Source organism: Streptomyces sp. MMS24-W38, assembly GCF_059889265.1.
The window spans coordinates 1,022,230-1,038,015 of the sequence record NZ_JCBCPP010000001.1; the positions used below are offsets into that span (position 1 = coordinate 1,022,230).

Sequence of the window (15,786 nt, forward strand, 5' to 3'; positions counted from 1 at the left end):
TTCCTCGCACGCCTGCACCTTCCGTCGCGTCGTCACCGCGTCTGCGCCCCGTGCGACCCCTTCAGCCGACGGGTGACGCACACCGCTTCGCACCACCCCGTCACGAACGCCGGAACCCCGACCCGCTCACCGCCGGTAACGCCAGATCTGCCGCAACCGCAGGGCCTCCATGGCCCGATGAGCCTCAAGCTCCGTGTCAGGGACCGGCTCCCGGCCGAGGCCGAGGCGCACCTGACGATAGAGCCGGTGCGGGGCGGCGACGGAATTATCGACCAGCGTGGACAGGAGCGGCTCGTCGGCCGGTGTGTCCCGGTCCACCGCGACGAGCAACGCGACCTGATCGTCGGGGTGCAGGAACGGAAGCTGCCCACCTGCCCTGAGACGGAGGTCGCCCCAGCTCAAGGGAGTGCCGTCGGCGCGGGCCAGTTCCTCGAGGATGCCGCGGACCGTGATGGCCGACTTGCCGATCCTCTCGGCCGGCAGGCGGTCGTCCTGCGGTGGCTCGGCGGTGCGGCCTGCTCCCGACGACGCGTTCCGCGAGGCGGCCGCGGCCCGGGCGGAGCGCTCGGCGGACACCCGGTTCTCCAGTACGCGTCGCCACCGCCTGAGCTGCTTGGCCTGCGCGACCGGCAGTGGCTGGGCGAACTGAACGCAATGCTTCTCGATCTCCTCAAGCAGCCGCACCAGGTCCTGGGTGGGCCGGTTTCTATGGGTCTGACTCAGTTCACCGAGCAGGCGACAAATCTTCCTGAGGAGCGGATCCTTGTTCTCGGCCGGCTTCGGTTCGAGGACCTTGACCGGCTTCGGTTCGGGAGAGACGGTCCGAGGCTCCGTCTTGGCAGAGGTGACGGTGATGGGGCGGCCGATCAGACGGTCGAGGAGGTCCAGGACGCGGTCGCCCTCCCCCAGCCAGACACGGAGGGCCCGCTTGCGGGAGCAGACTTCTTCGTACCGCTGGAGATGTGCCTGCCCTTGTTGAATCGCCTGCGACAGGCGCTGGACGCGCGCCCCCTTCGTCCGGGCTCGGGTCTTCGCCGCCTCTTCCAGCTTTTCCCGCATCTCCGCACGCTTTTGGCGTGCCTGAAGCAGGTCGCTCTCGGAGGGCTCCTGCTCCTTGGCGGCCGACCGGTTCGCACCGGGCGGCGGAGCGGCCGGCACGCGTGTCGGCCGGCTCCCGTACGCCTCGTGCGTCTTCCTGGTCTCGGCTGCCGCCCACTGCTGCAGAGCGAACTCCGAAGCCGGCTCGGCGGCCCCGAGTCCGCGCAGCACCTGGTCCAGGTAATGAAGGGGCCTGCCCAAGTGAGTGACGACCAGGACGCTCAGCAACGGGCGGTCAGGGACCCGCGGCTTGTCCACCTCGACCAGCAGATCCCGGCGCTTGGGATTCGGCAGGTCATACAGCGGCATTCCGGTGCGCACGGTCAGCTCGCTCCACGTGATCGTGGCGCCCTTCGCCGCGACCTCCTCCAGCACTTTCCTGAGCACGTCGGCTGTCTGCCCCGATGTGGTTTCCGGCGCTTCCGGCACGCTGGGCACGGGTTCGGTGAGCGGGGTCCGCTCGCGAACGCGGGAGGCACGAGGCGCCGGGACGTGCCTCGCGTCGAGCGCGACGCTGGGACGCCACAGTCCGGTGCGCTCCGCCTCCAGGCCGTTGAGCGGCATCAGGGTGTCGGCCCGGACCGCCCACGAGGAACCGTTTCCCTCGACGACGTCCGTGACCAGCAGCCGGACCGATCCCACAAGACGGTAGACGTACTGGTCCGTGGGAGCCTGCACCGTCTCGGGCAGGGACAGACAGGCCCGGACGATGCGGCTTCCCGTCGGCTTGACGAAGCCGGGAATCAGGCGCCTGCCCGGCACGTCCAACGGCGACGAAGACAGGGGTGCAGCTTCTGTGTCCACCGCGAACACGACCTGTCCGCTGGGAAGGGACACACTGCTGGGAAGCGGCTCGCAGCCGATGCCGTCGTCGCGGACCGCTCCCTTGGCTCGCAGCTCCTCGAGTTCGGGCGTGACGAGGCCGCTGTCGGTCATCCGGCAGTGTTCCAGGGGGTCCCAGCCCGTCTTCTTCCCGTCGGTCACGGTGCCGATGGACACACGACGGTCATTGCCCTCGGTCTCGCACCGTACGAGCAGCGCGTACCCTCGGCCGGAAGCGGTGACGCCGGCAAGGTAGTAACGGTCCAACCGGCGGATCAACTCCTGTGGAGTGTCACCGGGACGGACTCGCCGCAGGCGCTCGACGTTTCTCTTCGCCAGCGGCTGCTGGGTGAGCAACGCCTTATCGAGAACCTGCTGGAGCAGGTTCTTGGCGTCGTCGGTCTTGGCCATCGGAGTTCTTGTCCTCTCGGATAGCGAGCGCCTCGAGGGCGTCGGTATGGGGTCACGTCTGAAGCAGACGTCGGCGGTGCGGGTGAATACATCAATTCCGAAATGCGATCCGTCACTTCCTCGACCAGTCGATCGGGGCGGACGAAAATACCCACGACCGTGGGCCGGGGGCCGAGCACTCGCTCGGATCATCGGTCGCGGACGGTCATCGCACGCTCGTGGCCGCAGTCGCGCCATCAACGCGTCTGCGCCCACCCATGCAATCCCTCCAGGTGGCGCGGCAACCGGCTGCCCTGCCAGCCCAGGACCAGCCGCTCACGGGCTCGGGTGATCATGACGTAGTAGGCCATGCGGAGGGCCGCGGCCGTGGGGTCCGTGTCGGAGTCGGTCTCGGTGTCGGCGATGACGACGGTGTCGAAGTCGAGGCCCTTGGCACTGGCCCGGTGGACGAGGACGACGCCGGGGCGAGCGAGGTCCAGGTCACGGTAGCGGCCGGCGGAGGCCGCCGAGCTGTAGAGCTGGGGTTCGTGGGCGAGGCCGGCCCGTTCCAGGCGCCGCATCAGGTCGGCCGCGGTGCGCAGGGATCTGACGATGACGCCGATGCGGTGCTTCGGCTGCCGGGCCGCCATGGTGGTGATGTCCTCGGCGAGGTCCTGGTTGCCGGAGTAGTGGCGGATCACGGGCAGGGTGCCGCTGCGGACGGGCATCTCGGGGCCGGGGCCGCCGGTGCGGAAGTGTTCGGCGAGGGAGGCGATCTCGCGGGTGTTGCGGTGGTTGCCGGCGGTCTCGATCCGGCCCGTGGCGCGGCCGAGGGCGTCGGTGATCTCGGTGAGCGTGGAGTTCGTCTCGGTGAGGCGCTGGCACTCGTCGGCGAAGACCGTGACGGAGGCGGCGGCGAGGCGGACCATCCGGTAGAAGCCCGGCGGCACGTCCTGCCCCTCGTCGACGATGAGGTGGGGTCTGGCCGCGTCGTTCTCACCGAGGGGTGCAGCGGCCTGGTGGGTGAGGGTTGTCCAGTCGAACCAGCCGTCCTCGGTGCGCGGTGCGTCACGGCCGAAGCGGCGTTGGATCCAGCCGTGGACGGTGGCGGCTTCGACGGACGCGCCGGGGACCGTGAGGCCCTGCAGGGTGTGACGCAGGAGCTGGCGCAGCAGGTTGGAGCGCGACAGGAGCACGGTGGGGCGGCCGGTGAGGGCGAGGTGAACGGCGCGGTGCGCGGCGAGCAGGCTCTTGCCGCTGCCGGGCGGGCCGCTGACGACGTGATGGCCGGTCAGCGGCAGGGCGTCCAGGCAGTCGCGCTGGGCCGGGGTGAGGTCGGGATGGAGAACCGGGGTGTTCACAGGAGTCATGGGCGTCATCCCAGGGCGGTGGCGGCCGCGTATTCGCGGCTGGCGGTGAGGACGTCGGTGAAGTAGCCGGGGACGCGGGCGGAGCCGACGACCAAGGCGCGGTCGAGGAGGGTGTTGCCGGTCTGGCAGCTCGTCTCGGGCAGCAGGGTGCAGGCGTGACAGGCGGCCCGGTTGAGGTTGCCGAAGCCCTGGCCGGTGTGCTCGGCGCACAGCGGGTCGGCGGAGCACCAGGCGGCCGCTTCCAGCATCCGGACGAGCGTCTCGGCGAAGTGCGGTGCCCCGCCCTGCCGGACCAGGCCGCCGAGGGTGCCTTCCGCGTCGCCGGCGGCCGTGTAGATCAGCAGGCCGCGCTGGCCGTGCTCGGGACGGCCGTACACGCGCTCGCGCAGGCTGGCGGTGGTGTAGCCGGAGTCGAAGGAGAGCTGGCGGATGAGCAGGTGGGCGAGGGTGTGCAGGAGGAGGAAGCGGGGGGAGAGTTCGCTGCCGGCGGTCTCGGCGAGCTGGTCTGCGCGGAACGAGCCGTCGAGGTCGGTACGGACACCGTGGACGTGGGCCTGGACGCGGGGGTCGTCCTCCCAGGCGGTCAGGCGCTGTTCGTCGAGGGTGAGGACGATGCCCTCGCCGTAGACCTCGGTGGCGGGCAGCCAGCGCAGGCGCCCGCTGGTGTCGGCGGGTACGAGGGTGCCGCCCGGGGAGTGGCGGCGGAACCCGGTCAGTGCCCGCACCTCGCGGAGGCGGTCGGCGAGGACGACGCCGTCGACGTGCACGTCGAGAGTGGCCCAGGGCTCCTCGGTCTCACCGTCGAGGCCGAGTCCACCGCGGCGGATTGCGAACTCCTTCGTGGCCTCCGGGAGTTCGACGGCGTCGAAGGCGTACCACTCGTCACGGCTCAGGTCGACCTTCTCGGCCTCCGGCCGGTCGGTGGGCGGCGGCGCGGCAGGGGACCCCGTGGCCTCCGCGACGAGCTGGTCGATGAGGCTGTCGGGAGCCTCTGTGTCCTCCTTGATCAGGTTGCGGAAGGTCTCGGCCCGGGGCGTACCGACCGCGTCGAGCAGGATCGTCCAGTAGTCGTGGCCGAGGACGGCCTCCGCCGCGTCCTGCTGCGCCCGCGGGGGCTCGGCGGACCGGGGGATGTCGAGGGCCGAGTACACGGCCGGGTAGTAGACGTTGCCGGCGGTGCGCTGCACGATGTGGACCTGCTGGCCGCAGGTGGCCTTCCCGTTCGGGCGCTGCCAGGGGTTGCGGCCCGCGCAGTGTCCGCCCTGGGGGCCGAGGATGTCGAGCAGGTCGCGCTCGGCGCCGCACGGCTTGCCGTCCTGCCGGGTCGCTCCGCAGCGCACCGAGAGCGCTTCGAGTCCGGAGGCGCGGTCGGCGACGCGGAAGCTGAGCCGGCCCGCCTTCCAGGCGTGCTCCGCCTCGGAGCAGGAGGTCCGCAGTTCGGGCGCGAGCTTGGAGTGGGCCCAGTACCACCAGTCGACGTCGTCGAGGTGCCCGTCCGCACAGATGCGGACGAACCGCATGGGGGTGAGGCGTGGTGCGGCGGCGCAGGACGTGCAGACGGGCGGCTCGCCGGGCTTCTCGTGCTCGCGCAGGAAGCGGACCATGGCACGGCAGGAGCCGCAGAACAGCCAGCCGGGGAAGCGGACGTAGGGGACGCCGGGGCGGTCGGGCCGGTCGTAGCGGTCGTTGAGGGTGTGGGGCGCGGCGAAGAAGCCCTTGACGCCGAGGCGGGCGGCGAGCCGCTCGGAGGCGATGGGGGTCTTGAGATCCGGCCAGTTCTCGATGCCTGCGGCGACGAAGGACTCGCCCTGGACGTCGAGGACGGCGCCGACGCCGAACGGCAGCACGGTCTGCGCCTGGCGGACCCGGAGTTTGCGCGTCACTTTCCTGCTCCCGTCACGGTGATCTGGCACTCGCGGTCGACGCTGCGCATGGAGTTGAGGGTCTCCCACAGGCCGTAGCGCTGCTCGAAGGCCTTGAGCAGGTTGTACTGGCCCTTGCCCTGGCTGCGGTAGTGGAGGTCCTTGCCTTCGGCTGCGGCCCTCTCGGCCTGCTGGTACCAGACGTCCAGGAGGTAGCCGAGTTCCGTGCGGACCTCGGCGCGTACGGCGTCGGCGTCGGCTCCCATGGCGCCGCGCTCTGCGATCGCGGCGCGCCCGGCGAGGGCGTCGGCGATCCGTCCGGCCTCTTCCTTGTGGCGGGTGATCCGTCCGGCCTGGTTCTCGGCGGCCAGGCCGACTCGGTGGCGCACGAGGACGACGAGCGCGGCGTGCAGGGCGCGGCGGCGGGCGGGCAGGGACCAGGGGGTGACGCTGGCGGGTTCGACGTACCGGTACAGGGCCCGGTGGTAGTCGTTGAAGGTCTCGTAGTGGGAACGGTCGCGCGGGCGGGTGGCGTTGAAGTAGGTGACGACGAGTCCGGGCACCCGGTGGCGGCCGACGCGGCTGGTGGCCTGGATGTACTCGGCGGTGGTCTTGGGCTGGCCCTGCATGAGCATGTAGGCGAGCCGCTTCACGTCGACGCCGACGGAGAGCATGTTGGTGCACGGCAGGAAGGCCACCGACCGGAGGGCCGTCCAGGGCTTTTCGAGGCGGTCGAGGAGAATGGGCTGCTCGGCGCGCGGCACGGTGCTGTCCAGTTGCTGTACGTCGCCGCCACCGAGCGTGCGGACGCCGGCCCCCTCGTCCAGTCCCCGGAGCTGGGCGGGGATGTCGTCGCCCGCCGCGGTGACCGTGCGGCCGAGTTCGCGCAGGCTGTGGTGGTAGGCGACGAGCGTCCAGTAGTCGTCGCGGTGCTCCTCGGGGAGCTGGTGGACGCCCTGGAGCATGGCCGCCGTGGTGGCGACGGCACCACGACCCGCGGTGTGGCCCTGTGCCATGACGCCGAGGTAGAGACGGCCGGGGCGGCCGGTGTCGGGGACGGCGAAGAAGCTGTCGCGGGCGTCGAGTCCGGACGGCGGGAAGAGCTGGACGTCCTGGTGGTGCAGGGCGCGGACCTGTTCGGCAGAGCGCCGGATGGTGGCCGTGGCCGCGACAATCTTGGGCGGGCGGCCGTCCGGGCCGGTGCACAGTTCCAGGATTGCGGCTTCGTAGAGGCCGACCGTGGTGCCCAGCGGGCCGGTGAGCAGGTGCAGCTCGTCCTGGATGATCAGGGACGGGGGCGGGTTGCCGGTGCCGGCGCCGAAGAGCCGGCCGGAGTCGCGTTCCCAGGCGAGCCGGGCGAACTTGTCGACGGTGCCGAGGACGAAGGTGGGCGGGTCCCGGTAGAGGTGCTGGTCGATGACGGCGACGGGCAGGACGTCGTGGAAGGCGCACTCGTCACGGGTGCAGTGGAAGGCGAAGTCGTCCGTGTCGGCGCGGACTCCGTAGTCGGAGCGGACGCTGGACCGGGTCGCCGGCAGGATGCGGGTGCCGCACCAGGGGCAGCGGTCGAGGACGAAGACGTCCTCGGGGTGGCTGGCCTCGCGCTGCTCCTCGAAGGCGTCCTTGGCCGCCTGGAAGCTGTTGGGAGTGGTGCTCTCCCCCACCCACAGGCCGATGGTGATCGGTCGGTCGCCGAGACCGAGTCCGGGTTCGGTGCGGCGGAGGTGCTCCAGGGCGCAGATCGTTGTGGCGGCGCGCTGGAACTGCTGGGTGGTGAGCAGACTGAGGGTGTAGCGGCTGAGCACGGCGGTTCCGTCGCCTTCGTCGCGGATCCGACGCAGGGCGATGGCGAAGGCGGCGAGGAGCAGGTACGCCTCGGTCTTGCCGCCGCCGGTGGGGAACCAGATCAGGTCGGTGGTCCCGCGGTCGCGGTGGCCGGGGTCGGCGACGCCGTCGAGGGCGAGGAGGAAGAAGGCCAGCTGGAAGGGGCGCCAGGTGGCCTCCGGGTCGACGGGCGGATCGAGGGCCACGGGGTCCGAGCGGTGGCGGCGCTGACCTGCCTGGTCGGGGGCGGAGTGCCGCATCTGCAGCAGCATGGAGCGCTGGGCGATGCGGAAGGCAGCGAGGAGTTCGGGGCGATCCGGGTCGCAGAGGGTGCGTACGCCCGCTTCGATGCGGATGACGGCCTGGCGGATACGGTCGAGGATCCGGTCTGCCGCCTCCCTCCCCCACGGCGGCACCTCGACGGACCGCTGGCCCACATACCAGGCGTGGTACGAGGCGGCGAACTCGGCGAGCTCCTCGCGGAGTTGATCACTGCTGACGGCTGGGTCGGCCAAGTGGGAGATGGTGAGCACGGGGGCGTCGAGCGGGCCACCGGCCCGGACGGCGGGGACTTCGGCGCGCGGCAGGACTTCACAGGCGAGGAGTTCGACGCCGCCGTCCTCACCGCGGTCCTCGTGGACGGCGCAGCCGTGGCCGACGGCATGGGTGACGACGTGCCGGTACTGCAGGCGCAGTTCGCGTTCCTCGGGGTCGCGGCTGGCGAGCCGGACGCTGGGGTAGGGCAGCACGGCACCGTCGGCGGGGCGGACGGTGAGCCGGCACTGGAACAGCATGTCGTCCCAGCTCGGCGCCTTGCCGTCGGAGCCGTCGTGGTGCGCTTCGTTGACCAGGGCCACAGTGATGAGCGTGCCGTCGCCGTAGGAGCGGCGGGTCAGTTGGATCTTCGCGCGGCCGTCGAGGACGGGTACCTTCTCTCGGTCGAGGCCGATCGTGTGCGTCTCGGACGGAAGGGGGACGCGCTGCCAGCGCCGCCCGCGGCCGGGTTCGTTCCTCTGCGTCTCGTAGTGAGCGGCGGCGCAGCTCACCTCGATGTGGGCGGCGTCGGTGTAGAAGCTGATGCCGAGGGAAGCGGGCAGCCAGCTGTTGGTCTCGGGCACCGGGTCGGGGGCCGGGTCCACGTCGGGAGCGTCCTGCTCGGCCCCGGGTCCCTCCGGGTCGTCGCCCGCGTGGGCGAGTTGGCGCTGGAGGTCCGCCTGTTGCGGGTAGAGCGTTCCCATCAGGTACTGCCGGTCGGGCGGTGCGTCGAGCACCTCGTCGTCACCGCCGGCCGGACCGACGAGCTGGCGGGTGAGGTAGTCGACCAGCTCCTGGCGCGGGTCCATGTGCGGGTTCCTTCGGATCGGGTGGGAGCGTGGAAAGGTAACAGCGGCGAGCTCGCCGTGAGACGCGGTCGGTTCAGACGTGCGACGGGATCATCCCGTGACGAATCAGCTGGCCACGGAACTTCGCCTTGGCCTTAGGTTCGATCTGGCGGATGCGCTCGCGGGTGACGCCGAAGACGGCGCCGATGCCCTCCAACGTGTCCGGCTCGTCACCGTCGAGACCGGTGCGCCGGACAAGGACGTACCGCTCACGCTCGGAAAGGTGCTCCAGGACGTGCCGCAGGCGCGCCTGAAGCTCCTTGCGGATCAGCACGACGGGAGGTCCGGGCAGCCGACTCGGCCCGATGATCAGGTCACCGAGTGCGATGTCGTCGCCGATGATCCGGTCCAGGGAGTCGGTGGGCCTGCTGATCTTGCGCACCTTTTCCACTTCGGCGAAGGTGAGACCGGTCGCGTAGGCCACGTTGTCGATGGTCCTGGGGCGGCCTTCGCCCAGGAGCTTGCGCTCGGCCACAGCGACCTTGCTGACCTTCTCGTGGATGTGTGCGGGAAGCCTGATCAGGGTGCCCTCGTCGGCGATGGCCCGGGTGATGGCCTGCTTGATCCACCACGTCGCGTAGGTCGACAGCTTGTAGCCCTTGGTGGCGTCGAACCTGCGAACTGCGCGCAGCAGTCCGGTCGTTCCGTGCTGGACGAGGTCCTCGATGTCCAGTCCGCGCTCTTGGTAGCCCAGCGCGATCTTCCACACGAGCCGCTGGTTGTGCCGGACGAGGCACTCGTAAGCGCGCCACCGCTCGCTGTCCCGGGGCAGCGCCGCGATCTCCTCCGCCGGGACATCGCGGCCGAGGCGGTCGGCACCGCCCCGGAGAAGGACGGCCAGCCCCACTTCCTCTTCCGCCTTGAGCACCACCTTGCCCGGGTTCCGGCGCCACCGGTCCTCCTCCATCACGGCCCGCGCCGCGCGGACGGCGCCGGACAGCCCGTCGTCCACAGCGGAGAGCGGGGAACGGGCGCGCTTCTTGCCGACCGGCGACTTCGAAGATGCGGTGCTCGACGCCGGAGACTCGGACACCGCGGGCAGGCTCAAAGTGCTTGTCACCGTCCGGACGGACGCGCCGAGCGGGCGGGGACGGGTGATCGGGAAGTCGGCGGTCAGCTCACGCGCTTCGGCAGGGCCGAGCCCGTGGAGCCGCACCACACCGTCGTGGGCGAGCTTGCCGACGGCGCCGTCGGCGTCGGCGTAACGGGCCATCATCCGCCGAGCCTGGGCCAGGCGTTCGGCTGCCCCGGCGACAACAGACTCGGGTTCAGGGGCGATCGGCGGGGCAGACACCCTCGCCGACGGGACCGCAGCACGCGTCTCGAGGCCAGAGGCGGACACGGGGCGGTGGTCCGCCCGCCCCCGGCGCGAGGGCCTCACACGGAGGCCGACAGTGGCGAGCCCGTTGCGGAGCCTTCGCTGCTGCTCGTCGGTCGTGAGTCCGAGCCTCTCCGCTTCCAGGACGAAGGCCCGTTGACTGACGACTCCCGCACGAGACGCGCAGCGCTTGAGCCTTTCGATGACGGAGGGCAACTCCGCCTCGATCACGTGCCGCTCGGCTTCAGTCATCGGCTTCCCACCCATAGCGCCCCCATTTCGACGACCAAGCGCCAGTTCCGCCCGAAAGAGCCGACCGGATACATTCACAACATAGAGCCAACTCGTTTACACCGTCAACACATTGATCGAATCTTTTCATCTATAGACATGAAGCGATTGACAACGTCAACAGGTAAGGTGTGCGATGCTCTGCAGACCTCGCCCCACCCGGAGGGCCACCCATGCCGCAGCCCGATCTCCTCCCCGGCACTCCCGAGTTCCGCATCAAGCTCTCCCAAAACAGCGGTGAGGCGCGCGGGCACCTGCTCACCGAGTTCGGCGGCAACGGCACGTACAAGTTCCTCCTCCAGGCGGGCTCGACGGTCGCCGCCGAGGCGTGGCCCGGGCTCGGCGACCACGCACGCCGGTTCCGCGCGGAGCTGCGCGCGAGCGGGGCGCTCGTCGACGCGCCCGCCGATCCGGACCGGCCGCAGACACCGCCGCGCTGGACGGTGACCCGGGACATCGAGTGCAACTCCTCCTCGGCCGCCGCCGCGTTGGTGTACGGCTACGACGCTTCCGGCCCGGAGTCCTGGCGCACCGTCGAGGGCCACCCGCTCGCCGACTACCTGTCCACCGGCTGGCGCGCCCCGCGCAAGGCGTGGCTGGTGCGCGGGTCCAACGTCTCGGGGCACAACCTGGTGCGGCGGCTGTGGCTGGAGGAGGGGTTCGTCTCGCTCGCGGGCGCGCACCTGCCGCCCCTGGAGGAGGCCGATCCGACCAAGAGCGCGCTGCGCCGCTTCGTCGAGGAGGGGTACGAGGGGGCGGCCTCGTACCACCAGAAGCAGGGCTTGGTCGACGAGTTGCACGCCTTCCTGACGCAGATGCGCGTCGGCGACACGGTGGCCACCATCGGCGACGGCCGACTGCACGTCGGGCGGATCACCGGGGAGGCCGTGCAGAACGCGTCACCGGGCGGACTGTCCAATCTGCGCCGGACCGTCGCCTGGCAGGCGGACAGCCACGCGTACGAGGAGCTGCCGGAGGAGGTGCAGCAGAAACTGTCCGTGCAGCACGACGTGGTCGATCTGACCGGTGTCCTGGACGCACTGGACGGGCTCACCGGGCGTACGGAACCTGTGGACCCGACGGCGGCCGACGGCACCGGCGACCGCCCCGCCGCGGAGCGGCCGGCGCAACGGGAGCTGACCCTGCCGGACATCACCGAAGCACTCGCCGCCGACCTCCTCGTCCACGACCGGGCCTGGCTGGAGGAGATGCGCGAACTCCTCCTCGACGAGAAGCAGATGGTGCTCTACGGCCCGCCGGGTACGGGCAAGACGTACCTGGCGATGAAGCTGGCCGAGTACTTCGGCGGCGGCCCGGAGCAGGTCAAGATCGTGCAGTTCCACCCGTCGTACGCCTACGAGGACTTCTTCGAGGGGTTCCGGCCCGCGGAGGACCCGGAGACGAGGGAGGTGGCGTTCCGGCTGACGGCGGGCCCGCTGCGGGAGCTCGCCGATCTCGCCTCCCGTGAGGGCAACCGGCACGTCCCGCACTTCCTGATCATCGACGAGATCAACCGTGCCAACCTGGCGAAGGTGTTCGGCGAGCTGTACTTCCTCCTGGAGTACCGGGACCGGTCCGTCCGTCTCACCTACTCCGGAGACGACTTCCCACTGCCGCCCAACCTCTTCGTGATCGGCACGATGAACACCGCCGACCGGTCGATCGCGCTGGTCGACGCGGCGATGCGGCGCCGTTTCGCGTTCGTGGAGCTGTCCCCGCACACCGAGCCGACCGCAGGACTGCTCGCACGCTGGCTGAAGCGTGAGGGCAGGGACCTGGAGCCCGCCTGTCTCCTCGACGCCCTCAACGCCCGTATGGACGAAGCCGACTTCGCCATCGGACCTTCGTATCTGATGAAGCCGGGTGTCTACCGCGACGGCGGTCTCGAACGGACCTGGCGCACGAAGATCCTGCCGCTGCTCGAGGAGCACCACTACGGCGAAGGAATCGACGTCGCTGCCCGCTACGGCCTCGACGCACTGCGCGAGCAGCTTCCATGACCGTGCCCGTGTCCGTGCCCGAGGTGGCGCTGCGCGAGTACGGGCCCGCCGTCTCCGTCCCGCTGGACGCCGCGGCCGGGCGGGCCCTGGCAGCCTCCGGCGTCCTGGAGAGCGCGACCCCGGACCCCGTCCGGGACGGGCACTGGTTGCTGCGGGCGGGCAGCCGGGTCGGCGCCGTGCGCAGCACGCCCGGCGGCCCGGTCGTACGGATCACGCCCAAGACCCCGGTGAGCCGGCTGTTCTTCCTGCTCGGGTTCAGCCTCGATCCCGCACGCGCCTGGCGCGAAAGCCGGGAGGGCACCGTCGACACCGGCGCGTACGACGATGTCGTCCCCGCGCTCGCGCACGCCGTGGAGCGGCAGATCGACGCGGCGCTGCGACAGGGGGTTCTCCAGGGATACCGGGAGGTGGAGGAGTCCGCACTGGTCGTGCGCGGGCGGCTGCGCGAGGCCGAGCAGATCCGGCGGCACTTCGGCCGCACCCCGCCCGTGGAGATCGCCTACGACGCGTACACCGCCGACACCGCCGAGAACCGCATCCTGCGCGCCGCCGCCGAGCGGTTGCTGCGGCTGCCCGGTGTTCCCGGTCCCGTCCGTCGGCGCCTGGCCCATCAGCGCGTCCGTCTCGCCGACGCCCTACCGCTGGTACGGGGGCAGGAACTGCCGCGTTGGCAGCCGTCGCGCCTCAACTCCCGCTACCAGCCCGCACTGCGGCTCGCCGAGGCCGTCCTGCGCGGCTCCTCGCCGGAACACCGACCGGCCGGGGCCGAACCGCTCGCCGTGGACGGCTTCCTGCTCGACATGAACAAGCTGTTCGAGGACTTCGTCACCGTCGCCCTGCGCGAGGTCCTTCGGGAGCACGGGCTGACCGCGTGCCTCCAGGACCTCCACCACCTCGACACCGCGGGTCTCGTGCGGATGCGCCCCGACCTCGTCGTCCGCACCGGCGACGGCCGCACCCCGCTCGCCGTCGTCGACGCCAAGTACAAGGTCGAGAAGGCCGACGGACTCCTCAACGCCGACCTGTACCAGGCGCTCGCGTACGCCACTGTGCTCGGTCTGCGCGAGGCGCACCTGGTGTACGCGGCCGGACGGCAGCCCGAGCGCTTCCACGAGGTGCGCGGCACGGCGGCAGGGCCGGACGGACAGGGAGTGCGGCTATATCAGCACAGTCTCGACCTCTCCCGCACGCCGGCACAGCTGCTGTCGGCTCTCCGGGGGATCGCCGGACGGCTGGCCGCCGCCCCACATTCTCGATCATGAAACGCCGTCAGGCGGAAAGGAAGTGCCCTCATGCCCCGGCTCGCCTTCGCCCAGAGCTTCTGGGACGGCTACGACACCCTGGAGAAGCCGGCCCGAGCCGGAGTGCGCAAGGCCATGGCGAAATTCCAGGCCATGAGCGTCGCCGAACTCAACGCGGACAAGGGACTGTACTGGAGTCCGTCCAGAACGCCCGTGACCCGCGGATGCGCACCATACGCATCACCGACTTCTGGCGGGGCGTCGTCCTCGCTCCCGATGACGGCAGCGACATGTTCCTGCTGGTCAACGTCCTGCCGCACGACGACGCCTACACCTGGGCGGCGAAGCGTCTGTACAGCGCGAACTCCGCGACCCGGGCCCTGGAGGTACGCAACGCCGTCGCCCTGGACGAGCTGACACCGCTGTACGAGACGGCTGCGCGCACGGCTCCCCGGCTGCTGTTCGCAGATGTCTCCGACGGCACGCTGCGCGAACTCGGCATCGACGACCAGGTGCTGCGCGCCGCACGCTCCCTGGTCGACAAGGCCCAACTGGAGGCGTTCTCCACGCTCCTGCCGGAGGATCAGCTGGAAGTGCTGCAGTACCTCGCCGAGGGTTTCGGCCCGGAAGAGGTCTACCGGGACGTCGTGGCCGTCCGCCGACCGGCCGACGCGCCCGCCGAGCCGGTCGAGGACCTGGCCACGGTGATCGCCAACACTCCCGCACGCATCCGCCTGGTCACCGGGCCGCAGGAGCTGGAGGAGGTCCTGGAGAAGCCGTTCGCGGCCTGGCGGGTCTTCCTCCATCCCTCCCAGCGGCGCGTTGCCCACCGCACCTCGTACGGGGGTCCCGTCCAGGTCACCGGCGGACCCGGGACAGGCAAGACGGTGGCCGCCCTGCACCGGGTCAAGCACCTGCTCGGCCGTTCCGACGACGGCCGCATCCTGCTCACCACGTACACGAACGCGCTCGCCGCCGGACTGCGCGAGATGCTCGGCCTGCTCCTCGACGAGGACGAGAAGCTGCTGGCGCGAGTCGACGTGACGACGGTCGATGCCTACGCGAACGGCGTCGTGCGCGCGAAGTCGGCGGCCGCGCCCAAACCGATCGGGGACCGGGAACAACGGCAGTTGTGGGAGAAGGCCGTCAAGCAGCTCGGTCTGCCCTTCACCGACCGGTTCCTGGCTCAGGAGTACCGGCACGTCGTGCTCGGCCAGGACCTGCGCGATCTCGACGCCTACCTCGGTGCGAGCCGCCGGGGCCGCGGCACCGGTCTCGGTCCTGCGCGCCGCCGAGAGGTGTGGAGCGGTTCGAGCGGTTCCTGAGCGACCGCGGCGAGACCACACATCTGCGGGTCTGCGCCCGCGCGGCGGAACTCCTCGCCGGGGAGACGGCTCCCTACACCCATGTCGTCGTCGACGAGGCACAGGACCTGCACCCCGCCCAGTGGCGCGTGCTGCGCGCCGCCGTGTCCCCCGGCCCCGACGACCTGTTCGTCACCGGCGACCCGCACCAGCGGATCTACGACTCACGGGTGTCGCTCGGCTCCCTGGGCATCGCCACGGCCGGCCGCAGCTTCCGGTTGCGCGTCAACTACCGCTCCACCGAGGAGATCCTCGCCTGGTCGGCGCGGCTCCTCGCACCCGTCACCGTCGAAGCGCTCGAAGGTGAGGGGACGGACTCGCTGGCCGGGTACCGCTCCCTGCTCCGCGGGCGCCGCCCCCAGGCGCAGGGGTACGCGACCCGGCAGGAGGAGACCGAGGCCCTGGTGGGCCGGGTACGGGCGCTGCTCGACGAGGGCCTCGCACCGCACGAGATCGGTGTGTGCGCACGCTTCAACCTCTCCCTGGACGCGGCCGAGGAGAAACTGAGGGCCGCCGGTGTCCCGGTACTGCGGGTCAAAGGACAGACCGCGCGGGAGGCCGAGGGGGTACGGCTGGCGACGATGCACGCGATGAAGGGACTGGAGTTCCGGGCGGTGTCCGTCCTCGGTGTCAACGAGGGCGCCGTCCCGTTCGCCCGGGAGATCACCGCGCGCGAGGCGGACCCGCTGCAACACGACGCCGACCTGCTCCGGGAACGCTGCCTCTTCTTCGTCGCCTGCACGCGCGCTCGCGAAGCACTGAGTGTGACGTGGAGCGGAGCTCCGAGCCCGTATCTGCCACCCGCCGCCTGACCGGCCGACCGA

General features: G+C 70.9%; 7 protein-coding genes and 1 pseudogene. 3 read left to right on the forward strand and 5 right to left on the reverse strand.

What is annotated here, in order from left to right:
* Positions 1 to 126: 126 nt before the first annotated feature.
* The 5 genes from AC6F7H_RS03500 to AC6F7H_RS03520 all read right to left on the reverse strand — a co-directional run bounded on the left by AC6F7H_RS03500 (position 127) and on the right by AC6F7H_RS03520 (position 9,964).
* Positions 127 to 2,331, reverse strand: a complete 2,205-nt coding sequence (locus tag AC6F7H_RS03500; RefSeq protein WP_500755122.1) for a hypothetical protein — start codon at positions 2,329 to 2,331, stop codon at positions 127 to 129.
* Between the two features lie 236 nt (positions 2,332 to 2,567).
* Positions 2,568 to 3,680: a DEAD/DEAH box helicase gene (locus AC6F7H_RS03505; RefSeq protein ID WP_500755123.1), complete on the reverse strand. Its 1,113-nt coding sequence runs from the start codon at positions 3,678 to 3,680 to the stop codon at positions 2,568 to 2,570.
* Positions 3,681 to 3,685: 5 nt separating this feature from the next.
* Positions 3,686 to 5,563, reverse strand: a complete 1,878-nt coding sequence (drmB, locus tag AC6F7H_RS03510; protein ID WP_500755124.1) for a DrmB family protein — start codon at positions 5,561 to 5,563, stop codon at positions 3,686 to 3,688.
* The gene (locus AC6F7H_RS03515) at positions 5,560 to 8,709 is read right to left on the reverse strand and encodes a helicase-related protein (protein WP_500755125.1); all 3,150 of its coding nucleotides are present in this window, start codon (positions 8,707 to 8,709) and stop codon (positions 5,560 to 5,562) included. Before AC6F7H_RS03515 ends, drmB begins: the two co-directional genes overlap by 4 nt.
* 73 nt (positions 8,710 to 8,782) lie before the next feature.
* On the reverse strand, positions 8,783 to 9,964 hold the full coding sequence (locus AC6F7H_RS03520; protein ID WP_500755126.1) for a sigma-70 family RNA polymerase sigma factor: 1,182 nt from the start codon (positions 9,962 to 9,964) through the stop codon (positions 8,783 to 8,785).
* 566 nt (positions 9,965 to 10,530) lie between these two features.
* Here AC6F7H_RS03520 and AC6F7H_RS03525 point away from each other — a divergent pair.
* The 3 genes and pseudogenes from AC6F7H_RS03525 to AC6F7H_RS03535 all read left to right on the forward strand — a co-directional run bounded on the left by AC6F7H_RS03525 (position 10,531) and on the right by AC6F7H_RS03535 (position 15,774).
* Positions 10,531 to 12,357: a DUF4357 domain-containing protein gene (locus AC6F7H_RS03525; protein WP_500755127.1), complete on the forward strand. Its 1,827-nt coding sequence runs from the start codon at positions 10,531 to 10,533 to the stop codon at positions 12,355 to 12,357.
* A complete protein-coding gene (locus AC6F7H_RS03530) occupies positions 12,354 to 13,619 on the forward strand; it encodes an McrC family protein (protein ID WP_500755128.1) in 1,266 nt (421 codons plus the stop codon). The genes AC6F7H_RS03525 and AC6F7H_RS03530 overlap by 4 nt, the downstream gene beginning before the upstream one ends.
* Positions 13,620 to 13,649: 30 nt before the next feature.
* Positions 13,650 to 15,774 (forward strand): annotated as a pseudogene (locus AC6F7H_RS03535) (UvrD-helicase domain-containing protein).
* Positions 15,775 to 15,786: the final 12 nt, after the last annotated feature.

What these genes read in the sequence shown, in the direction of transcription:
- AC6F7H_RS03500 (WP_500755122.1), bottom strand. Translation starts at nt 2,331, where the DNA reads ATGGCCAAGACCGACGACGCCAAGAACCTGCTCCAGCAGGTTCTCGAT.
- AC6F7H_RS03505 (WP_500755123.1), bottom strand. Translation starts at nt 3,680, where the DNA reads ATGACTCCTGTGAACACCCCGGTTCTCCATCCCGACCTCACCCCGGCC.
- AC6F7H_RS03515 (WP_500755125.1), bottom strand. Translation starts at nt 8,709, where the DNA reads ATGGACCCGCGCCAGGAGCTGGTCGACTACCTCACCCGCCAGCTCGTC.
- AC6F7H_RS03520 (WP_500755126.1), bottom strand. Translation starts at nt 9,964, where the DNA reads ATGATGGCCCGTTACGCCGACGCCGACGGCGCCGTCGGCAAGCTCGCC.
- AC6F7H_RS03525 (WP_500755127.1), top strand. Translation starts at nt 10,531, where the DNA reads ATGCCGCAGCCCGATCTCCTCCCCGGCACTCCCGAGTTCCGCATCAAG.
- AC6F7H_RS03530 (WP_500755128.1), top strand. Translation starts at nt 12,354, where the DNA reads ATGACCGTGCCCGTGTCCGTGCCCGAGGTGGCGCTGCGCGAGTACGGG.